The sequence below is a fragment of the Chromobacterium sphagni genome, from assembly GCF_001855575.1.
GTDB classification, from domain to species: domain Bacteria; phylum Pseudomonadota; class Gammaproteobacteria; order Burkholderiales; family Chromobacteriaceae; genus Chromobacterium; species Chromobacterium sphagni.
On record NZ_MKCS01000002.1, the window covers coordinates 39317 to 62111 of the forward strand.

Below are 22795 nucleotides of genomic sequence, written 5' to 3' on the forward strand. Positions count from 1 at the left end.
AGGGTATATGCCGGAATCGTTTCCTGTTGCGCCAGACGCTTCCCCTGGGGAAGACGATGGCTTTTTGGTCCGCGCGCCAGGCTTGGACCTGCCCAAGGGCGGCGGCGCGATGCGCGGCATCGGCGAGACGTTCGCGACCAATCCGGTGAGCGGCACCGGCACGCTGACCTTGCCCCTTCCGATCTCCCCCGGCCGCGGCGGCGTCAGTCCGCAATTGTCGCTATCTTATGATTCCGGCGGCGGCAACGGCCCCTTCGGCATCGGCTGGCAATTGTCCTTGCCGATGATTTCCCGCCGCACCGACAAAGGCCTGCCGCGCTACCTCGACGCGGAGGATTCGGACAGTTTCCTGCTGTCCGGAGCGGAGGACCTGGTGCCGACGCTGCCGCCGCAAGGCGGGCTGGACGAGGCCATCCGCGATGGCTACCGGATCCGGCGCTACCGGCCACGCATCGAGGGCCTGTTCTCGCGGATAGAGCGCTGGACGCGGTTGAGCGACGGCGATGTCCACTGGCGCAGCATCAGCCGCGACAATGTGATGACCTGGTACGGCATCGACGCGCACAGCCGGATCGCCGATCCGGCCGATCCGCGGCGCATCTTCAGCTGGTTGATCTGCCATAGCGTGGATGGCAAGGGCAATGCCATGGTTTACCGCTATGCGGCGGAAAACGCCGACAACGTCGATCCGGCGCAGGCCAATGAGCGTAATCGCGAGCGCGGCGCCAACCGCTATCTCAAGTCGGTCCGCTATGGCAACCGCCAGCCGCTGATGCTGGACCCCGGCGCGCCGGATTTTCGCGCCGCGCGGTTGCCGCTGGACGCGTTTGCCGCCGCCGACTGGATGTTCGAAGTGCTGTTCGACTACGGCGAAGAGCGCTATCAGGAGCAGGGCCAGCCGGACGGCGACTGCCACGCCGCGCTGCAGCCCGGCGCGGACGCCGGCCGGGGGTGGCCGGCGCGGGCCGATCCATTCTCGGTTTACCGCGCAGGCTTTGAAGTGCGCAGCTACCGGCTGTGCCGCCGGGTGTTGATGCTGCATCATTTCGCCGAAGAACTGGCCACGCCCGACTATCTGGCGCGCAGCGCCGACTTCCGTTACCGAGAGACGCCGCGCGGCTCCTTCCTCATCGGCGCGACGCAGTCCGGTTTTGCCATCAGACCCGGCGGCGCCTATCTGAAACGCTCGCTGCCGGAACTGGAGCTGGATTATTCCCGCAGTCCGCTGGACGATGCGCGGCAGGAGGTGTTGCCGGTGCGGGCGGTGGACGCCGCTAGCCTGGACCATCTGCCGGCCGGCGTCGACCCGTCGCGCTATCGCTGGGTGGATCTGGACGGCGAAGGCATCGCCGGAGTGCTGACCGAGCAGGGCGGCGGCTGGTTCTACAAGCCCAATCTGGGCGATGGCCGGCTGGGGGCCGCGCGCCTGGTATCGCCGCGGCCGTCGCTGGCCAGGCTGAACGCCGGACGCCAGCAGTTGCTGGATTTGTACCGCGACGGCAATCTGGAGCTGGTGGAATTCGATGCGCCGCAGCCAGGCTTCTATCCCAGAACTCGCGCAGCGGGCTGGGAGCCGTACCGCACGTTTCCCTCCTTGCCCGACCTGGACTGGCGCGACGCCAACTTGCGCTTCATCGACCTGACCGGCGACGGCCATCCCGACATTCTGATCACCCGCGACGTCGCGTTGAACCTGTGGCACCCGTCGCTGGGGCCGGACGGCTTCGGCGCGGAGTTGCGCGAGCATCCGCCATGGGACGAGGAGCGCGGCCCACGGGTGGTGTTTGCCGACGGCAGCCAGTCGGTGTTCCTGGCCGATATGAGCGGCGACGGGCTGACGGACCTGGTGCGCATCCGCAATGGCGAAGTCTGTTACTGGCCCAATATCGGCTACGGCCGTTTCGGCGCCAAGGTAGAAATGGACCAGGCACCGTGGTTTGACGACAGCGCCGGCTTCGATCAGCGGCGCATCTTGCTGGCCGACACCGAGGGTTACGGCGCCACCGACATCCTGTATCGCGGCCGCGAGGGTGTCAGCGTCTATCTGAACCAGCACGGCAACAGCCTGTCGGCGCCCCGTCTGCTGACGCAGATGCCGCCCTGCGATAGCGCCAGCTCGGTGACGGTGGCGGATTTCCTGGGGAAGGGCACCGCCTGTCTGCTGTGGTCGTCGCCGCTGCCGGCGCACAGCCGCCGCCCCTTGTGGTATTTGGACCTGATGGACGGGGTCAAGCCGCATCTGCTGGTGTCGGTGCGCAACAATCTGGGCGCGGAAACTCGGGTGGAATACACGGCGTCCACGGAATTCTATCTGGCGGACCAAGCCGCCGGCGCGCCATGGCTGACCCGGCTGCCGTTTCCGGTGCAGGTGGTGTCCCGGGTGGAAACCCGCGACCTGATCAGCGGCAACCGCTTTGTCAGTCGCTACAGCTACCATCACGGCTATTACGACGGATTGGAGCGCGAATTCCGCGGCTTCGCCCGTGTGGACCAGTGCGACACCGAGGCCTATGCGGCAGGCGGGGCGGAAGGGCCGCCCGCTAATTTCAATCCCGCCTTCCTGTCGCCGCCGGTGCTGATCCGGACCTGGTACCACACCGGCGCGCAGGATCCTGGCGGGCGGGTGTCGCGCCAGCTGGAGCGCGAGTTCTACCGCGAACCGGGTTTGTCGCCGGCGGAGGAGGCCGCCATCCTGTTGGACGATACCGTGCTGCCGCCCGGCCTGTCGCCGCAGGACATTCGCGAAGCCATCCGCTCGCTGAAGGGCGCCAGGCTGCGGCAGGAGGTCTATGCGCAGGACGGTCTGCCGGAATCGGCGCGGCCGTATTCGGTGGCCGAATCCAACTTCACCATCGTGCCGGTGCAGCCGCGCGGCCCCAACCGCTACGCGGTGTTCTTCACCCATGCGCGCGAGGCGCTGGAGTTCCATTACGAGCGCAAGCTGTTCGCGGTGCGGGGCGGCGAGACAGTCGAGCCGGCCGCGGCCGGCTGCGCCGCCGGCGTCCGCTGGCTGGCCGACCCCCGTGTTTCTCATGCGATGACCTTGCAGGTGGACGGCTACGGCAATATCCGGCAATCGCTGGCGCTGGCCTACGGCCGCCGTTTCCGCGACGGCAGCGCCCATCTGAGCGAAACCGACCGCGCCCGCCAGCGGCAGCTGCAGGCGACCCTGGTCAATGCCGACTACACCCATGCGCTGGACGAGGCTGACGCCTACCGCGCGCCCTTGCCGGCTTCTTCGCTCAGCTATGAGTTGATTCACCTGGCAGAGGCCTGCGCCGCCGGCCCTGTCCGGCCGGAGGTCGCCGGACTGCTGCGCTTCGATACGGTACGCCAGTTGCTGTCCCGGCCTGACAACGGCGCAGTCGAGCTGCCGTACGAGGATGTCTTCGCCGCTGGCGCGGTGCTGCCGGTGCTGTACCGGCGTCTGGTCAACAGCATCCGCACCCTTTACCGCAGCAATGACCTCAGCCGGCTGCTGCCGTGGCGGTGTCTGGAGTCGCTGGCGCTGCCCGGCGAGAGCTACAAGCTGGCGTTCACTGCCGGATTGCTGGCCAGCGTTTATGAGTCCGGCGGCGCGCAGCGCCTGCCGGATCCCGGCCAGGTATTGGCTGGGGCTGGCGCCGACCTCGGCGGCTATGTCGAGCTGGACGGGCCGGGCCGCTGGTGGATGCCGTCAGGCCGCAGCTTCTATCATCCGGAGCCGGCCGCCACGCCGGCCCGGGAACTGGCGGAGGCGCTGGCGCACTTCTTCCTGCCGCGCCGCTTGCGCAACGCTTTCGGCGCCGACGCCTTCATCGACTATCAGTACGATCTGCTGCCGCTGCGCACCCGCGACGCGCTCGGCAACGCCGTCAGCGTCGCATACGATTACCGCGTGCTCAAGCCGCGCCTGATGGTGGACCCCAACGGCAACCGCAGCTTCGCCGCCTTCGATGCGCTGGGCCAGACGGTGGCGACCGCGTTGCGCGGCAAGGAAGGGGAGAGGCTGGGCGATACGCTGGACGGCTTCGGCGCGCGCGACGCCGACCCGCCGCTGGCGCGGCTGCAGGCTTTCGCCGCCACCCCGCGCGCCGAGGCTGTCGCCATGCTCAAGGGGGCCACCACGCGGTTTGTCTACGATTTGCACCGCTACCGCCGCTGCGGCGAGCCGCCTTTCGCCGCCACGCTGGCGCGGGAAACCCATGTCAGCGATCTGCAACCGGGGCTGGCGCTGAAAATCCAGGTGGTGTTCGCCTACTCCGACGGCTTCGGCCGGGAAATCCAGTCCAAGATTCCGGCTGAGGGCGGAGACGCGCCGTTGCGCGAGCCCATGCGTCTGCTGCCGGACGGCGATGCGGTGCCGGCCGCGCTGCTGCTGGACGGCGAAGGCCAGCCCTTGCTCGGGCCGGCGCGTTTGCGCTGGGTGGGCAAGGGCCGCACCGTGTTCAACAACAAGGGCAAGCCGGTCAAGCAGTACCAGTCCTTTTTCAGCAGCACCCATTTGTTCGAGCCGGAGCGGCAGCTGCGCGAGACCGGCTTCGCCTCGATTCTGCTTTACGATCCGCCTGGCCGGCTGGTGGCCACGCTACATCCCGACCACAGCTACGAGAAAGCGGTGTTCGACCCCTGGTCGCTGCAGAAATGGGACGCGAACGACACGGTCACCCGGCTGGATCCGCGCGCCGACCCGGATGTCGGCGGCTACTTCAGGTTGCTGCCGGAAACCGACTATCTGCCCAGCTGGTATGCGCAGCGCAGCGATGGCCGGCTGGGCGAGGACGAGCGCAACGCGGCAAGGCGGGCGGCTGCCCACGCCGACACCCCCGAACTGAGCTATATGGACGCTCTGGGACGCACCGTGCTCGCCATCGCCGACAACGGCGCCATGGGCAAATACCCGACGCGCACCGTGCTGGATATCGAGGGCAACCAGCGCTCGGTGCGCGATGCGCTGGGCCGGACGGTGATCCGCTACGACTACGACATGCTGGGCCACCGCATCCATCAGGCCAGCATGGATGCCGGCGAGCGCTGGATGCTGCACGATGCCGGCGACAAACCCATCCGCGCCTGGGACAGCCGTGGCCATGCCTTCCGCATTGCCTACGATTCGCTGCGGCGTCCCCTGCGGCATTACGTGTCTGGCAGCGGCCCGGCGGCGGATGCGCGCACGCTGGCGGGGGAGGCGTTGTTCGAGCAGACGGAATATGGCGAAGGCCAGCCCGACGCCGCCGCGCGCAATCTGCTCACCCGGGTCTACCGGCAATACGATGCGGCGGGCATCGTCACCAGCGAGCGCTACGATTTCAAGGGAAACGTGCCGGACACCGCGCGCCAGCTGCTGCTGGACGACCAGGCCTTGCCGGATTGGAGCCGCGGCGGCGAAGTCTTCCGCAGCCGCACGGTATTCGATGCCTTCAACCGTCCGGTCCAGATGCTGGCGCCGCATGGCGAACAGGCGGGGGACGTGTTCAATGTCATCCGTCCGGATTACAACGAAGCCAACCTGCTCAGCCGGATCGATACCTGGCTGTCGCTGCCGACGGCGCCGGCCGGCCTGCTGGAGCCGCAGTCGGCCAGCGAGCGTCTGGTCGCCCATATCGAGTACGACGCCCAGGGCCAGCGCACGCGAATCGCGCTGGGCAACGGCGCGGAGACCGATTACGCCTACGACCCCGTCACCCTGCGCTTGCTGCGGCTGAGCACCAGCAAGGGCGGCGCGCGCTTCCAGGACCTGGCCTACGTCTACGATGCGGTGGGCAATATCACCCGCATCAGCGACCGTGCGCAGCAAACGCTGTATTTCGACGGCGGCGCGGCGCAGCCGGGACACGACTATGTCTACGATCCCATCTACCGGCTGATCGCCGCCGACGGGCGGGAGTTTTTCCTGGCCAATCACGGCCCGCAGCCTTCCAGCGCAAGCGACCGGCCGCGGGTCGGCCAGAGCTGGCCGGGGAATCCCCAGGCTGTCCGCGGTTGGAGCGAGGAATACCTGTACGACGCAGTGGGCAATATCCTGCAACTGCTGCATCGCCATGGCAGCCTGGCGGGCAGTCCGGGCGAGCCGCTGTGGGCGCGCGACTACCATTACGCGCAGCGCAGCCAGCTGGAGCCGGAGAAAACCGGCAATCGCCTCAGCCACAGCAGAGTAGGGCAGGACGAGGAACGCTACGGCTACGACATCCATGGCAATGCCGTCCATCTGCCGCAACTGTCGGCGCTGGAGTGGGACTTCAAGGATCAATTGCGTCGTTCGGCGCGGCAGCGGGTGGCGGATGGCGAAGACGGGCGGCAGGCTGAAACCACCTGCTATGTCTACGACGCCGGCGGCGACAGGGTGCGCAAGGTGACCCGGCGCCAGAACGGCAGCCGGCTGAGCGAGCGGATCTATCTGGGCGGCTTCGAAATCTATCGCGAGTACGACGCCGACGGCCAGCGGATATTGCTGCAGCGGGAAACCCTGCACCTGATGGCCGGCAAGCAGCGGCTGGCGCTGGTGGAGGCCAAGACGCTCTCGAGCCGGCCCGATCCGTCTCCGGCGCGGCTGATCCGCTACCAGTTCACCGACCACCTCGGCTCCAGCAGCCTGGAGCTGGACGATCGCGCGCGGATCATCGGCTACGAGGAGTACTACCCCTACGGCAGCACCGCCTATCAGGCGGCCAACCGGCAAATCCGGGCGGCGGCCAAACGCTACCGCTACACCGGGATGGAGCGGGACGAAGAAAGCGGACTCAACTACAACCGCGCCCGCTACTACCTGCCGTGGCTGGGGCGCTGGCTGAGCTGCGACCCGGTGGGTCTGCAGGGCGGCATCAATCTGTACGCCTACGCTGCCGGCAACCCGGTGGCCCACACCGACTCGCGCGGCACCGCCTGCGACCCGACCGTCGCCACCTGCATGGATTTCGAAGGCCAGGAGATCAACTTCACCGCCGGCAATTTCCGCGAGGTGCCGTTTGCGCTGCATGTCGACGAAATCGACGCGGTGCGCGGCAATCTGGCTGGCGGCGTCGCCGGGTCGCCGTCCGACCCCGCCAACAAGCAGATGCTGGATCGCAATACCAACAGCCTGAGCAAGAGCAATTTCATCATGGCCGCGCCGCCGCCCAACCGCCCCAGCGTGTCCATCGCCACCGACCCGGACGAAGCGGCCAACCGCTTTCTCACCGGCCGGCTGTCGGAGATCGATGAAATCAAGGCATTGGCCGACGACGCCACCAGCAACACCGCGCCGGGGGTGCGCACCAACGCCGGCCTGCGCTACCGGATGGCCAGAGACCCGGTTGTCAGGGGATTCGTCGCCTCGTTGGGGATAGATCCGGACAACTTGACGGTGCAGACGCCGTCAGGCGTGGCGCAGCGTCCGACCGGCAGTTCGGTCAACTTCACGCCGCGCGATGCGGATGTCAATCCGCAAACCGGGCAGGTGGTGCCGGGGCCCAATACGGCGGCGGCGATGCTCCGGAGGACTGCCGCCCAGGTGGCGGCGGCCGAGGCGGAGCTTGAGGGCGGCAGCTCTGTGGCGCCGCCGTTGATGACGCCGTCCGCGCCGCCTGCCGGCAGCACGCTGGGGCGGCTTGGCAACGCGGCGGCGGATACCGGGGTAAGGGTGTTGCCCGGCGCCGGCGAGGGGGTGATCGTGACAGAAGCGCTGGGCTATTCGGCCTTGCGCATGGGTTTGACCCGGGTGGGGGCGGCAGCGCTCTCCGGCGTCGAGGCCGGCGCGCCGCCTGCCTTGGCCGGCGCCGTGATCGGCGTTCCCGCCGGCAATGCCTTTGAAGGCGCGGCGCGCGATGCCGGCCTGGGCAGCACCGCCTCGGTCGGAGTGGGAACCGTGGGCGCGGTGGCGTACGGCGCGATGGCCGGGGCAGCGGTGGTGCTGGCGCTGGCCACCGCGCCGGTTTCGGTGCCGGTGCTGGCCGGCGCGGCCATCGTCGGCGGCTTGTCGGCGGGCTTCGCCTACTTGATGTCGCATATGTGACGGGGGATGGCCGCGGCGCGCCCGGCTTTGCCGCCGGGCGCGCCGCCGGATTCATGATTCGCGGCTTGCAAGGAGTCACAACGCCATGTCTGCACTCATCGTCATTCGCCTGACACCCGCCGCGCCCGTTGACGCCGGCACTTTCGCCACGTATCTCGACGGTTTGCAGATCCAGGCATTCGATCTGACCTTCGGCAGCGTTCCACAGGGCGTGTCGGCGGGGCCGGCGGCGCGTTTCATCGCGCCGACTTCCAGCCCGATCGCGCCGCTGCCGGCGCCGCCGGAATATGCGGCGCCGCCGACCTACAACCCGGCCACCGGCATCGTCCAGCATATTGAAGTCGAAATCGGTCCGGTGTACGCCGCAGCCGCGGTCGCCACCGCGGTGATCCCGGTGAGCGCATCCACGGCGCTGGAAAACCTGCGCGTCGTGATGACGCGCGGCGGCATCGGTCTGCCGGTGAGCGAGGCGTTCTACAATGTGCAGATGGATGCCGGCACGCCGACGCCGGACCAGTTTCAGGGTTTGGCCGTCACCAGCTGCTATCTCACGCTGCCAGCGGTTTCCAGCAATGGCATCGCGATCGGCCTGCCTGCCGATGGCTCGCCGCCAGTCTTCGACACCCTGGTCGGCGCCATCGCCGCAGTGCTGGGCATGGATCCCGGCGGAGCCATGCCGGCGTTGGCCAGCCTGACGCCGGAGCAATGCGGCCATATCGCCCATGAAATCGCCTGGAGTGCGCCCGGCCCCTTGCCCGGCCCGCCGGATGTCCTGGAAAACCTGTACACCAATCCCCCCGATTCCGGTCTGCTGACCGATCCTGAAGAACAGAAACTATTGCAATTCCAGGGGGCGCTATCGTCGTATTACGCGCCCAAGGACGCCAACGCCCAGTTGTTGACCACTTTCGTCTACGCGGCGGCGGCGGCGTTCGCCTGCCAGCAGCTGTCGTTGCAGGCCAGCCAGGCGCTGTTCGAGCTGCCGGTGGATGCCGGCGTCAGCAGCGGCGGACCGCTGGGCTCCACCGAAGTGCTGCTGCTCAACCCCGCGGGCGGCGTCTTACCGGTGAGTTTCGGCGTGCCGGCGGCGTATTTCTATGCCTTGTCCGCCAATATGCCGCCGCAGGTCAGCGTTCCGCAGCGCTTTACGATGGCGACCGGCGAGCAGGCGGCGCGGCTGTTGTCGCAACTGGCCCAGGCGGTGAGCGACGGTACTGTCACCGATCACGAGCAAATCAACGGCACCGGGGCGCAGATCAATCCGGCTCAGGCGGCGCGCCGTCTGAACGCGTTGGGCGTGGAGGGCAGCAACTCGCGGCCGCGGTGCCCGGTGGACGCGGATATCGCCACCGTGCTTGACGACTGGCTGGCCTACGGCCTGGACTGGCCGGACGCCGCCGCCCATCCGATCAACGAGTTCTGGATCACGGCCAGCCCTGCCGGCGGCGAGGCCGTCAGCCATCCGGTTGAATATCTGGATTTCGTGTTGGCGGCGTTGACGCAAGGCTATGTGCCGCCAGGGGGTGTGCAGTCATTGACGCAACTGGTGCTGGCGGGGTTGAGAATCACCCCGGCCGGCGGCGCGCTGCCCGCTACCGTGGCGCAGCTGGCCGAGGCGCAAAGCACCGATTGGCGGACTTTCTTCATCTCCAGTCCCGGCTGGCCCGGCAACCAGTGGTTGCCGCCGTTTACCGGCGGAGGCAGCGCCGAAGCCCGGCTGGCGGCCTTCATCATCTATATCCAGCAGTTTTTCTCCGCCGCGCCGCCGGCGCAGCCTACCAGCTACGCCGCGGCCAATCCGGCCGCGCCGCCGCTGCTGGCCGCGCCATACACCGACTGGATAGGCCAGGCGCTGTCTGCCTATCCGTCCGGCCCCATCGTTCTTGGCAACGGTTTTGATCCCGTATTGATGGCGGCGGCGATAGGGCAACTGCTGCGGGATGATGACGATGCCCAGGCCTGGCTGCTGCAGGCCTTGACCGCGCTGGACGCGCTGGCGGCGCTGGTCAAGCCGCTGGGACTCGACCCCGGACTGGGGTTTTCCGTGATGGAGGCCCTGTATGCCCGCGGCCTCACCGCCGCGGCCGACATCCTGCCGCTGTCGCCGGCCGAATTCGAAACCTCGCTGATCGGCAGCGTGGCCTATGACTATGCGGCGGCCATTTTCAGCAATGTCGGCGGCAATGCCAACCCGCCGCCGGGGCCGGGGCCGTTTGCGCCGGTCAATCCCGGCAATCTGGTCAATTGCCTGCCGGCGCCTTGCCGTTCGCCGCTGGGCCGGATCGCATATCTGCACGAACTGCTGCAATTGTCGCCCAGCGCGACTTGCGCCAATCCTCAAGCTGCGCCGGCCAAGGGCCAGACCACCCTGGCCGACGCGCTGGCCGGCCGGCGCGGGCCGTTGGCGCAATTATTGGCCAGTTGCGCCAATCTGGATATCCCCTTGCCCTTGATCGACATCGTCAATGAAAACCTGGAGAGCCTGGTCGCCACCGTTCCGGCCCAGTCGCAGGGCGTGGTGTACAACACCGCCGGCGACCAGCTGGACGACTATCCGCTGTGCGCAACCCAGTGCTGCCCGCCTGCTCACGCCGAGGGCGATCCGGCCTGCCATGACCCGGCCACCCTTTACGCAGCGTTGCCCGCGTACTCCAGTCCGGCGACGCCGGTCGCGGCACCGGCGGCCTATGCCGCGCTGGCGAACGACTTTTCCGCGCCGGACCTGCCGTACTCGCAGCCGTTGGACGTCAACCGCTCCTACCTGCGCCACCTGGGCACCTCGCGCTTTGCCGCCATGCGCCGCTTCTGTCGCGACATCACCGAGTTTGTCCACGACAGCGCGCTGGCACCGCCCGTGTTCCAGGCGCACTTGTGGCGCTACCCGCTGAGCCTGGATCTGGCCCTGGAATATCTGTGCCTGGCGCCGGGCGATCTGCCCGGCGGGCAGGGCGAGGACCGCGGCAGCGATGGCTGGCGATGGTATGGCTTCAGCGCCGCGACCAGCAACAAGGTGCCGTGGACGCGCGCGTTGTCGCAGCCGGGGGCGTTCCTGTCCCGAACCGGCCTGAGTTGGTGCCAGTTGGTGGAGCTGCAGCAATGCGGGGTGGCGCCGTTCAGTTTCAGCGCGAGCAAGGACGGCAAGCTGCCCGAGTGCGAACCCTGCTATCCCAACCAGTACGCGCTGGTTTTCGGCAGCGCCGCCGCCGCCCAGGCCGGGCTGGGCTTGCTGGGCGTGTTCATCCGGTTATGGCGCAAATTGCAGTGCTGCGGCACTACCCGCCTGAGCATGAATGACCTGGCCGACATCTACGCGGTACTGTCGCCGATCGCCAGTTGGGCGGACTTTGTACGCCAGTTGGCCGCCATCCTGCTGTTGCACGAGGCCTTCCACGTCGAGCTGCGCGACCGCGGCGACGACGGAGCCGGCAGCGGCGCCGACCGGCTGCACATCCTGGCGCTGTGGTCGGGACCCGGCGCGCGCAAGTGGGACTGGGCCGTGCGGCAGCTGCTGCATGGCGTGGGTCCGGCGGCGAGGCGCCATCACGCCTGCGGCGAGCGGCCGCCGCAGTTCATCAAGCTGCTGGCGCGCAATCTGGACCCGTTGTCGCGGCTGGCCGGCTTCGATCCCGCCGGCGCCGGCCTGGAGTGGCACGCCCGTCCCGCCGCCACGCTGCGGTTTGCCGAGGTGCTGGGCAAGTTGTACGCCTCGTCGTTCGAGGTCGGCGAGCTGCTGTATCTATTCACTGCCGACAGCCAACTGGATGGCGGCGAAGCTTTTCCGCTGCAGACCGCCAACGAAGCGCTGGATCAGCCGTTTGGCTTGCCGGACGACGAGGCGGAGGCATCGCTATGGCGGCTGCGGCGCGCCTTGCTGGCAGCGGAGGCGGCTGCGGACGCCGCCGCGCATTGGAGCTGGAGCCGCATGAGCGCCAGCTTGCGCGAGGATTTCGCTTATCAGCCGCTGGCCGGGGTCGATCCGTGGCTGGCGCTGGGCCAGCATTTCTTCCCGGATATGCTGGGCGCGGCAGCCGGGCAGCGACAGTTCCGCGCCGCGCTGGCCAGCACCAATCCCCTGATGTGGAACACGCCGCTGGACGGGCCGTTCCAGTACGATGCCGCTACGCACGAGCTGTGGGCGCAGCTGCCGCTGCGCGACGAGGCGGTCATCGCCAAGCTGGCCAGCCTGAGCCCGCTGGCCACGCCTCAGGAGCGGCAGGCGGTGGAGAACGTCTATTTCCTGCCGCGGCTGGCGCTGGCGCCGTTCGCTTTTTTGTTCGACGACTACGCCGCCGCCGAGCGCGCGCTGATTGAAACCGCCGACGAGGCCGAGCGCTGGGTATTCTTCCAGCGCCAGTTCGCCCTGGCGCATGTCCGTTGCCGCTGCATCGCCGAGCATCTGGCGCGCCATGTCGGTTGTGCGGCCGGCATCGAGCATGCTTGCCCCGAGGCGGCGTGGATGGTGATCCGCAATCTGTACGGCGATGAGAACGCTGGCCTGGCGCCCTGGGAGAGCGATGCCGGCGCCGAGCCGCCGGTCGCCTGGAAACCCAGGCCCAACGGTTGCGGCTTTGCCGCGCTGCTGGGCCTGGCCGGCACCGGCCTGCTGGGCGAGTACGCCAGCGGCGGCGACGCGGCGATATGGCGCGAGCTGCGCGGGCCGCTGAGCGCGTTCGACGCGGCGCGCAACCGCCGCAACAGCCCGCAGCCGCTGTTGATTCCGGCGCTGGACGCCACTCTGTCGACGCGTCAGCTGCAGCAGCTGACGCTACGCAACGGTTTTGCGCTGGCGGACGGCAGCGGCAGCCTGTTGGGCGGAGTGCAGGGGTTCACAGTGCGCTGGAGCGGCGTACTGCTGATCGAGGAGGCCGGCGATTACCGCTTCTTGGCCGGCGCGCCCACCGCTGAAGGCGAAGCGCCGGATTTCGAGCGGGCCGAGGCTTGCCGTTGGCGCGTCACCCTGCAGCGCGGCCAGCGCAGCTGGCAGGTGTTGAACCACCAGTGTGAAGACCAGCAGGAGCATGCCCGGTCCGAGCTGGGCCTGCAGCGCGGCGCTTACCAGCTGAGCATAGAATTCATCCAGCCGGCGCCGGAGCTGGACGATTGCGGCTGCGCGGCCGAACCGTTCCACACCGGCTTCCAGCTCAAGTACCGCGGGCCGGACAGCTGCGATTGTTGGGTCGCCTTGCCGCTGTGCCGGCTGTATCAGCAGCAGAAGACCGCGCCGCTCAGCCACGGCATCCGGCTGCCGGAGGACAGCGCGCTGGGCAGATATCTGGACGCGCGTTACAGCAGCTCGCTGCGCGACATCCGCCGCACCTATCAGCGCGCGTTCAAGGCCATGCTGTTCGCCAGCCGCTTTGGGCTGTCGGCCGAGCCTGCCAGCGACGACGGGCAGTCCGAACTGGGTTTCATGCTGGCCAATCCAGCCAATTTCGCCGGTCGGTCCTATTACCTGTCCGCTGGCGGCTATGCCAGCCATGAGGCCGGCTTCGACTTCAACTTTCTGCCCTTGTTGGACAACTACCTGCCGCCGGCGGCCAGTGTGGACGACCGGGTGGCGCCTTCGCCGCAGCGGGTGCAGGCGCTGTTCGACTGGTGGGAGCGGATATTCGACTACGCGCGGATGCGCGACGCCACCCGCGCCGCGCGCGCGCGGCCGGCGTGGCTGCTGTTCCACGATGCGCAGCAGCAGCAGCCGGCGGATCCGGCCTATCTCACCCGCCACATCGGCGTCGATCTGGACTATGCGGAGGCGATGCTGCGGCGTTTCGACCAGAGCGCGGGCGCGGTCTACAGCATAGACAGCGCCGATTTGCAGGACGACCGCTGGGCGGTGCGGGTATGGCATGCCGACGGCTGGATGCGCGAACTGCTGCATGACTTCGCCGCGCAAGACCCCGGCGCGGCGCGGCCCTGCCTATGGGCTTGCAACGATCCGGGCAGCGCGCTGGCCGGCCAGACCGACAGCGGCAATGCCAATCTGGCGGGCTTCGCGCAGCGCGGCGAGTTCGCCAACGGCAAGCCGCAGCGCTATCTGGCGCTGCGCCGGCTCAACGATTGCCTGCGCGAGCGCGCCCGCGCCGCGCTGCTGTCCTATCTGGTCAACAATAACCGCGTGCCGCTGCCATGGAGCGGCTTCGCCACCGCGCCGGACGATCTGTCGGCCTTGCTGCTGCTGGATGTGGACAGCGGCGTCTGCGAAAGCGCCAGCCGTATCGAAGAGGCCATCAGCGCCGCGCAGAACTTCATCCGCCGCGCCCGGCTGGGGCTGGAGGCGGGCTGGCCGGTGAGCGGCGAGTTCGCCCGCTTGTGGGACCGGCAGTTTACCAGCTTCCAGACCTGGCGGCGCTGCAAGGAGCGCAGGATATATCGGGAAAACTGGATGGAATGGTCGGAGCAGGCGAGGGCCGGCGAGGTGGAGGCCTATCGCTTGCTGAGCAGCGAACTGCGCCGCAGCACGCTGTCCGTCGCGGTTCCCGGCGGGCTGGAGTGGTGGCCGGATCAGGCCCCGCCCAGTCATGATGGGCTGACGGTTTTGCAGAGGCGCGAGCCCTCCGGGCTGCACCGGTTTCCGCCGCGCCAAGGACTGGGGCTGCAGGGTTTGCCGGACCGCGATGGCCGGCTTTCCTGGCTTGCGCCTTTGGCTGGCGCCCCGCCCGGCCAGGGCGGCGATACCCGCAACCCCGCTGGCGTGGCCGCGGTGGCGGGCAACGCTGCGCTGGCGGTGGCGGCCAGCCAGGCGGCGGGTCCCGCCTTGCCATTCTGGCTGGAGGCCGCAGTGAAGATGGGCCGGCGTTTCTACCGGATAGCGGCCGGCGGCGAGCCGATGGCCGGCCACGCTTTCGCGCCGCAAGCGGACGCGCCGGCCGACGGCTGCTGCCGGTGCTGCGGCGAGACGCATCCGCCGCTGAGCGACGAATACTATTTCTGGCTGGAGCCGGCGGAGACATTCAACGAGCCCGCGCCGACAGCCGGGGCGGACGTGGAGCCGCACAACTTCCAGTATGGCTTTCAGGATGATCTGTACGCCGCGGCGCAGCAGGAGGCCACCTTGTGGCAAAGCCCGGCGCAGCTGCCGCAGCTCTTGGCCTGGCCGGCGGCGCCGGTGGTGGCGCTGGCCTGGACCCGTTTGCACAACGGCCAGTTCCTGCCGCCGCGGCGCTCCGGGCAAGGCGTGCCGGTGAGCGATGCGGCCGGCGCCGATTTTGTGTTCCTGGGCCGCCATGACGACTCGCTGACCTTCTCGGTCAGCGGCGCGCTGCCGCCGCCTCCCGGCTACAACGATCCCAGCGCCCCCGGCTTCCGCTACGATCTTGCCAGCGACAGCGCGGCGGTTCTGCCGCTGGTCGCCGCGGCCGCATCCAGCGGCATCGCCTATCCGGGCGGGCTGCCGGCGTATCCGTTCTTCTTGTACGCGGACCGTGGCGCGCCGCTGTTTCCCGGCAGCCTGTACGCGCCGGCGCTGGCGGTGGCCTGCGTGCTGCGCGAGCATTGCCGGTTCGAGTCGGCGGTAAAATGGCTGCAGCTGGCTTTCGATCCGTTGCATCGGGATAACACCTGGATGCGTTGCAAGCAGACCGCGGAGCCGCTCGACGAAGCCGACGACAGCGTCCATGTCGGGGCGACGGACAACGGCCAGGGATGCTGCAACAGCGCCGGCATCAACGACACGGTGGCACGCAATCGCTCCATCCTGCTGCAGTTGCTGGATACGCTGCTGCAGTGGGCGGATGCGCTGCTGCGCAAGGCCACGCCTGAGGCCTTCCAGCAGGCGCGGCTGCTGATGGACACCGCCGCCGGCATACTCGGGCCATTGCCGCCGACAGCGGAGAAGGCGGCGTTGGCCGATGGCATGACGGTGGGCGATTTCGCGGCGGATTTCCCGCCGCTCAATCCCAGATTGCTGGCGTTGTACGACAGGGTGGCGGACCGGCGGGCGCGAATCCATCGCTGCGAAAACAGCCGCCGCTTGCGCAATGGCAGGGAGGATCGCGACGTGAGGTACTTTGGCGAGCCCGGCCTCGGCGATGGTTGCTGTCCGGCGCTGACGCCGTGCCCGGAGCCCTGGGGCAACTGCCAGATCTTCAGCCCTTACCGTTTCGAGTTTCTGCTGGGCAAGGCGCAGCAGTTCGCCGCCAAGGCGCGCGAGCTGGGCGGCGCGCTCTTGTCGGCCTACGAAAAGGGCGATGCCGAATATCTGGCCGCGCTGCACGCCCGCTTCGAGAACGAGCTGTCGGAGTTGACGCTGAGCGTGCGGCAAGACCAGTGGCGCGACGCCGACTGGCAGATCGAGGCGCTGCAGAAGACCAAGTCCGCCAGCCAGGCCAATCTGCTGTATTACACCAATCTGCTGAATAATGGCCTGATCCCCGACGAGCTGCAATACCAGGACCTGACCAGCAGCGCGATGGTCACCCGCGCGGCCGGCAACACCATCGAGGCGATAGGGGAGGCGATCAAGCTGATTCCCGACGTGTTCGTCGGCACTTCCGACTACGTGCAGCTGCCGGTGGGCACCAAACTGGCGGGGATGTTCGAGTCCATCGCCCGCATCATCAATGTGGTGGCTGACATCGAAAGCGCCACCGCCGGTCTGGACCTGACCAATGCCGGCTGGGAGCGGCGCGCCGACGAATGGCTGCACCAGACTCAGGTGCTGCCGATAGAAATCCAGCAGATCGAACGCCAGATCCTGGGCGCGCAGCGGCGGCGCGACCAGGCGTTGCGCGAGCTGAATGTCCAGCAGCGGCAGATCGAACAGGGCCGGGAGGCGCTGGACTTCCTGCGCGACAAGTTCAGTTCCGACGCGCTGTACCTCTACCTGCAGAAAGAAACCACCGGCCTGTACTGGCAGGCCTACGAGCTGGCGCTGCAGGCGGCGCATCAGGCGCAGCGCGCTTTTCACCTGGAGCGCGGCGACGACTGGCGCCGTTTCATTCCCACCGAGGGCTGGGACTCGCTGCGGGAAGGGCTGTTGGCGGGAGATCGGCTGGATCTGGCGCTGGCGCGGATGGAGAAGACCTATCGCGACGAGAACCTGCGCGAATACGAGTTGACCAAGCATTTTTCGCTGCGGCTGCATTTCCCGCTGGCCTACCTGCGATTGCGCGCCACCGGCCATTGCGAGATCGAACTGCCCGAATGGATGTTCGACGCCGACTATCCTGGCATGTATATGCGCCGCATCCGCAACATCAGCCTGACTTTGCCCTGCGTCGCCGGACCGTACACCGGTGTGCATTGCCGACTCACTCTGCTGAGCAGCGTCACCCGCGTCGATCCCAGCGCCCGGCCGCCGGCGCACCATTGCTGCGGCGACGTCCACGACGGCTGCGACTACGAGGCCTGCTGCTGCGACGATCCGCGGCTGTTGCGCCAGTATGCAGCGCGCGAGGCGATAGCCACTTCCGGCGGCCAGAACGACAGCGGGTTGTTCGAGCTGAACTTCCGCGACGAACGCTATCTGCCGTTCGAGTTCCACGGCGCGGTCAGCCGTTGGCGGCTGGAGCTGCCGCCGGAGAACAATCTGTTCGACTTCAATACCCTCAGCGACCTGATCCTGCATTTGAACTACACCGCGCGCGAAGGCGGCGAGGCGCTGCATTGCGAGGCGCAACGCTGCGCCAGGCGGCACCTGCCGGGCGACGGCTGGAGCCTGCTGGAAATCCGCCACGAGTTTCCTTCGGCCTGGGCGCGCTTCCAGCAGGATGGATGCGGGAAGGAAGGGAGGGATCTGGACATCGAGCTGCAGCGGCGCCAGTTCCCGTATCTGCCTGGCGGGCCGGACATCGTCATCGGCGAGTTTGCGCTGCTGTTCGAGACCCGCGGCTGCGATCCGCGGGGGGAGTACTGCGTGCAGGCCGCCTGGTTGCGGCCGGCTTGCGACGGCGACGAGACGGCGTGCCGCGACATCCGCTGCTTCGCCAGCGCCGAGTGGCCCTGCCTGTACCACGGTCTGCAGGCGTTGCCGCGGCGCTGCCTGGGCGAGGCTGACGGGCAGCCGTTGCGGCTGCGCTTCCGGGTGCGGGAGACGGTGGTCGCGCGGATGTTCCTGCTGTGCCGCTACCGGGCGCAGCAGCCCGCCGAGCATTGCCGGCAGCCTGATCCGCAGCCATGCGCCGATCCGCATTGCCTGTGCTGCGGCGGCATTGGGAAGGAGGCAGGCCAGCGCGCGGCTGACCGCCACTGAAAGCCGGAGCGTGGCGGTTTGTGCGCCCGTTCTCTTGACGGTTGCTCATCGATCCGGAGCCGTCGATGAAGTCGCGGCTCGCCATGATTCATTGGCCGGGTGACGCGTTGCCGCGAAATCTGTCCAAAGAAACGGTTTGGTTGGATGGCGCACCGACATGTCCCGGCGCTTCCGGCACCGTATTGGCACCGACGTCTTGCAATGTCGCGGGAGGCCGGACTCATCGGAGCATGATCATGGACCAACTCAATCAACAGGATACCGACAGCGACCTTTCCAGAAAGGCCGAACAGGATAAGAAGCCCTTTTCCGGCCAATCCTCCCCGGAGGGCGAAACGACGCCGCATCCTCAGGAGCATCGCTATTTCGACCCGGTGGTGTGCGATCCGGCCGATGAGCCGATAGAGCATGATTTGAAGGCCTACGGGGCCTCCAACGACGATCAGTCGGAAATTGACTGAGTCGGCAGTCTGAGCGGATGTCCGGCCCCGCGACAGGCCGCGCGCCTGGCCGGGACATGGCGGCGCGATGGCCGGAAGCGCCAGATTTCAATGGTACTGCAAGGCGGAGGCTGATCGTTTCGCCGATGCTAAACGATCATGGCCCCGCGCACGACCCGGCTGTCAATCCGGCTGAGTCGCGCCACCGTGGAGAAGCACATGAAACTCTCTTCCAGAAATCTTGTTTTGACCGCCGCCATTCCCTTGGCCCTGATCGCCGGATGCGGCGAGGCGATCGCCAATCCCCGTTCCCAAGAAGTCATCGACGCGCGGCAAGAGGCCCAGATCGCGACGACTTATGCCTTGAATCCCTATCTGCGCTACAACAATCTCAAGGTGACCGTGTCGCAAGGCACCGCCACCTTGTCCGGCAGCGTGGAGGATGATGTCAACCGGGATTTGGCCAAGGAGATCGCGCTTGGCGTCAGCGGTGTGGGCAAGGTGGATAACAATATCGTGATCCAGAGCAATCAGGATCCGCAAACATCGGCCTATGCCGGAGAAGCGATCGACGACAGCACCATCACCGCCTCCATCAAGTCCAAGCTGTTCTGGAGCCAGCGCACGGAACGGCTGCCGATCACGGTCAAGGCCGACCGGGGCCATGTGGTTCTGCGCGGAACGGTTGACAGCCAGGCGTCCAGGAATTTTGCCGGCCGTCTGGCCCTGAGCACGCGCGGCGTGGTGTCGGTGGAGAATCAGCTGCAGATCAATGGCAAGCTGCCGGTAGCCGCCACCTATGGCGCGCAGGAGGGGGTCAAGGCCGAATTGTCCGATAGCTGGATCACGACGAAGGTCAAGTCTACTTTCCTGTATTCCAGTAATGTTTCCGGCTCCAATATCGCGGTCAGCACGCTGCACGGGGTGGTGACCTTGAGAGGCATGGTGGACACCGGCGCGGAGCGGGCGTTGGCCATCGAACTGGCGCAGAACGTGCGCGGAGTGAAAACAGTCAAAGCGGCCAACTTGGCCTTCAGCGCGCCGGCGCAATAGCCTGGCGCGCGTGTTGGTCGCGCATTGTGCGGACATGGGCGGCTGGCCGCCGCCGCGCCGGTCCTGGCGTTGCGCGATGCCGAACGATCCTGATGATGGCGCGCGTTCCTACGCACCGACCCGGCCAGGGCTTCGCGTCCTGGCCGTTGCGATGTCGACCGTTGTCGGGACGTCCGCCGGGAGAATGCCATGTTTGAAACCATCATTGTGTTGCTGCTGGTTCTGTGGGCGTTGGGCTTGTTGACCGCCTTTACGATGGGCGGACTGATCCATATCCTTTTGCTGCTGGCTGTGGTGGCGATACTGGTGCGTTTTATCCAGGGGCGGCCGCTGTAGCCATGGCAAGGCCGCGCGCGACGGGACGGGCCATATTGCATGGAAGCTTGCCGAGGCTGGCCAAGGTGGCCCGATTTGAGCAAGGCCATGCCTGGAGTCTGCCGCCATGAAGTTCCATGACTTTTACGAAACGCTGGGCGTCCCGCGCGATGCCCCGCAGGAAGAGGTCAAGCGAGCCTATCGCAAGCTGGCGCGCAAATTCCATCCCGATGTCAGCAAAGTGCCGGAGGCGGAGGCGCGCTTCAAGGAGCTCGGCGAAGCTTACGCGGTGTTGAAGGACCCGGAGAAGCGGGCGGCCTACGATTTGATGGGCAGCGGGTTGAAGGCCGGACAGGATTTTCAGCCGCCGCCTGGCTGGGATGCCGGCTTTGAATTCAGCGGGGACGGTTTCCGTCCGGAGACCGGCGCCGATCAGGATGATTTTTTCGAGGCCCTGTTTGGCAGGCGCACGCGCGGCGCGGCGCGCAGCCACGCTCATGGCGCCGGGCAGGATCACCACGCCAAGGTGTTGATCGATCTGGAGGACGCTTACCGCGGCTGCGAGCGCAGCGTGGCGTTGCGCATGCCGATGCAGGATGCTCAAGGGCATGTCGTTCTACAGGCGCGCACGCTGATGGTGGCCATTCCCAAGGGCATACGCGCGGGCCAGCATCTGCGTCTGGCGGGACAGGGCGGTCCGGGCGCGGGCGGCGGTCAGCCGGGAGACCTGTATCTGGAGATTGAATTCAGGCCTCATCCGCTATTTCGCGTTGACGGCCGGGATGTATTTCTGGAGCTGCCATTGGCGCCATGGGAGGCGGCTCTGGGCGCTACGGTGGAGGCGCCGACGCCCGATGGCCCGGTCCAGCTCAAGGTTCCGCCGGGCTCGGCGGCGGGCAGGCAGTTGCGGATGAAAGGCCGCGGGATTCCTGGGGCGACGCCTGGCGATTTATACGTGGCGCTGAAAATCTCCTTGCCGCCGGTTGCCAACGAGCGGGACCGCGCAGCCTATCTGGCGATGGCGGATGCCTTCGACTTCAATCCGCGCGGCGCGCAGAAAGGATAAGCCATCATGGATCATGACGGGACGGCACCGATTCAGGGCTTTGTGGTGGAAGAACAACTGGAGCTGACGCTTGTTGAACTATGCCAGGCCTGTCATGCGGACGAGGCGTTCGTAGTCCGCTGGGTATGGGAAGGGGTATTGGAACCGTCGGGAGACACTCCGCAGAACTGGCGCTTTCGCGGCGATGCGCTGCGGCGCGCGCGGATGGCTTGGCGTTTGTCGCGTGACCTGGAGATCGACTCGGCAGGCGTGGCGCTGGCGCTGGATCTGCTCGATGAGCTGGCGGCCCTGCGGGCCCGCCTGGAGCGCGCCGGGGGCGACCATGGTCCGGCGGCGCGCTAGCTGGGCATCAGCATTCGCGCCACTGCGGCGCCCATTACCACGGTTGCGATCCAGGCCAGGATGATCAGATACCTGCCTGCGGTGAAGGCGCCCATCACCGATTTTTTGGAAACCAGCATGATGATCACCACCATCAGCGGCACCGCCACCACGCCGTTGATCACCGCGCTCCAGAACAACGCCCGCATCGGGCTGATCGGCGAGTACTGGATGCCCAAACCCAGCAGCATGCTGACGGCGATAATGCTGTAAAAGCCGCGAGCATCGCGCACTTTGCGCTCCAGTCCTTCCTTCCAGCCCATCACTTCGGACACCGCGTACGCGCCTGAACCAGCCAGGACGGGAACGCCGATCAGGCCTACGCCGAGAATGCCAAGCGCAAACAGCAGGTAGGCGGAATCGCCAGCCAGCGGCCGCAGCGCGCTGGCGGCCTGGCTTGCGGTATCGATATGGGCGATGCCCGCCGTGTGCAGCGTGACGGCTGTCGCCAACATGATGAAGTAGGCGGTGAGGTCGGAGTAGAGCATGCCACTCCAGGTATCCCAGCGGATGCGGCGCAATTCCGGCGCTGCGGACCGTTGGTCGCGGACCAGCGCGATGCTGCCCTTGACGGCGAGCATGTCTTCGACCTCTTCCGACGCCTGCCAGAAAAACAGGTAGGGGCTGATGGTGGTGCCGAACACCGCTACCACCACCGCCGCGGCATTGGCGTCGGGAGTGAACCGTGGCCAGACTGTGCGCAACGCAACCTCTTCCCACGGCACGTGGACGGTGAACAGAACAGCGGTATAGGCCAGCAGCGAGAGGGTAAGCCACTTGAGGAAGAACACGTAGCGGTGATAGGGAATAAACATCTGTTGCAGCAGGATGCCGAATACGAAGCAGGCGGTCATCAGGTGGCGGTTGAGGCCGGTGATCAGTTCGGAGACCTCTCCCATCGCGGCGACGTCGGCGGCGATGTTGAGAATATTGGCGATCAGCAACAGCAATACCACCGTCCGCAGCACCGCAGGTGGGAAGGCATCCTTGATATTGGCCGCGAGCCCCTTGCCGGTGACGCGGCCGATGTCGGCGCACATCGATTGCACGGCGGCCATCAAGGGGAAGGCCAGCGGCATGGTCCAGAGCATGTTGAGGCCGAATTGCGCGCCGGCCTGGGAGTAGGTGGCGATGCCGCTTGGATCGTCGTCCGCTACGCCGGTGATCAGCCCCGGACCGATCCGCGCCAGCGGATGCGCCTTGATCCGGCGCCAGAGCCGCCGCCAGGGTCTTGCCAGCGCCGCTTTCCTGGCTGTCATGGGCATCTCCCGCTCAATTGGCAGCGAGTATCGCAATCTTGGCCGAAAGACCCGGCGCCGCCTATGGACGCCGCGCCTCTCATCAGCAAGTCATTTCATGCGGCATGGCTGGGGGATGGCGGC

Annotated in this window: 8 protein-coding genes; 7 read left to right on the forward strand and 1 reads right to left on the reverse strand. The window is 67.2% G+C overall.

Features of this window, described 5'->3' with window-relative positions; genetic code table 11:
* The first annotated feature begins 7 nt into the window (after positions 1-7).
* The 7 genes from BI347_RS16005 to BI347_RS16030 all read left to right on the forward strand — a co-directional run bounded on the left by BI347_RS16005 (position 8) and on the right by BI347_RS16030 (position 21374).
* Positions 8-7969, forward strand: coding sequence for a SpvB/TcaC N-terminal domain-containing protein (locus BI347_RS16005; protein WP_071116462.1), 7962 nt, complete (start codon positions 8-10; stop codon positions 7967-7969).
* An 85-nt stretch (positions 7970-8054) separates the two neighbouring features.
* Positions 8055-18158: a Tc toxin subunit A-related protein gene (locus BI347_RS16010; RefSeq protein WP_071116463.1), complete on the forward strand. Its 10104-nt coding sequence runs from the start codon at positions 8055-8057 to the stop codon at positions 18156-18158.
* A gap of 236 nt (positions 18159-18394) precedes the next feature.
* Complete coding sequence (locus tag BI347_RS16015; RefSeq protein ID WP_139167019.1) at positions 18395-18619, forward strand: hypothetical protein; 225 nt, start codon at positions 18395-18397, stop codon at positions 18617-18619.
* Between the two features lie 198 nt (positions 18620-18817).
* On the forward strand, positions 18818-19651 hold the full coding sequence (locus BI347_RS16020; protein ID WP_071113390.1) for a BON domain-containing protein: 834 nt from the start codon (positions 18818-18820) through the stop codon (positions 19649-19651).
* Positions 19652-19840: 189 nt separating this feature from the next.
* A complete protein-coding gene (locus BI347_RS23670) occupies positions 19841-19987 on the forward strand; it encodes a lmo0937 family membrane protein (protein WP_139167020.1) in 147 nt (48 codons plus the stop codon).
* A gap of 106 nt (positions 19988-20093) precedes the next feature.
* Positions 20094-21032, forward strand: a complete 939-nt coding sequence (locus BI347_RS16025) for a DnaJ C-terminal domain-containing protein (protein WP_071116464.1) — start codon at positions 20094-20096, stop codon at positions 21030-21032.
* A gap of 6 nt (positions 21033-21038) precedes the next feature.
* Entirely contained in the window at positions 21039-21374 is a 336-nt protein-coding gene (locus BI347_RS16030; protein WP_071113392.1) for a chaperone modulator CbpM, read from the forward strand.
* Here BI347_RS16030 and BI347_RS16035 read toward each other — a convergent pair.
* Positions 21371-22672 (reverse strand): NRAMP family divalent metal transporter, encoded by a 1302-nt coding sequence (locus BI347_RS16035; protein WP_071113393.1) that lies wholly within the window; start codon positions 22670-22672, stop codon positions 21371-21373. The two genes, BI347_RS16030 and BI347_RS16035, sit on opposite strands and share 4 nt — an antisense overlap.
* Positions 22673-22795: the final 123 nt, after the last annotated feature.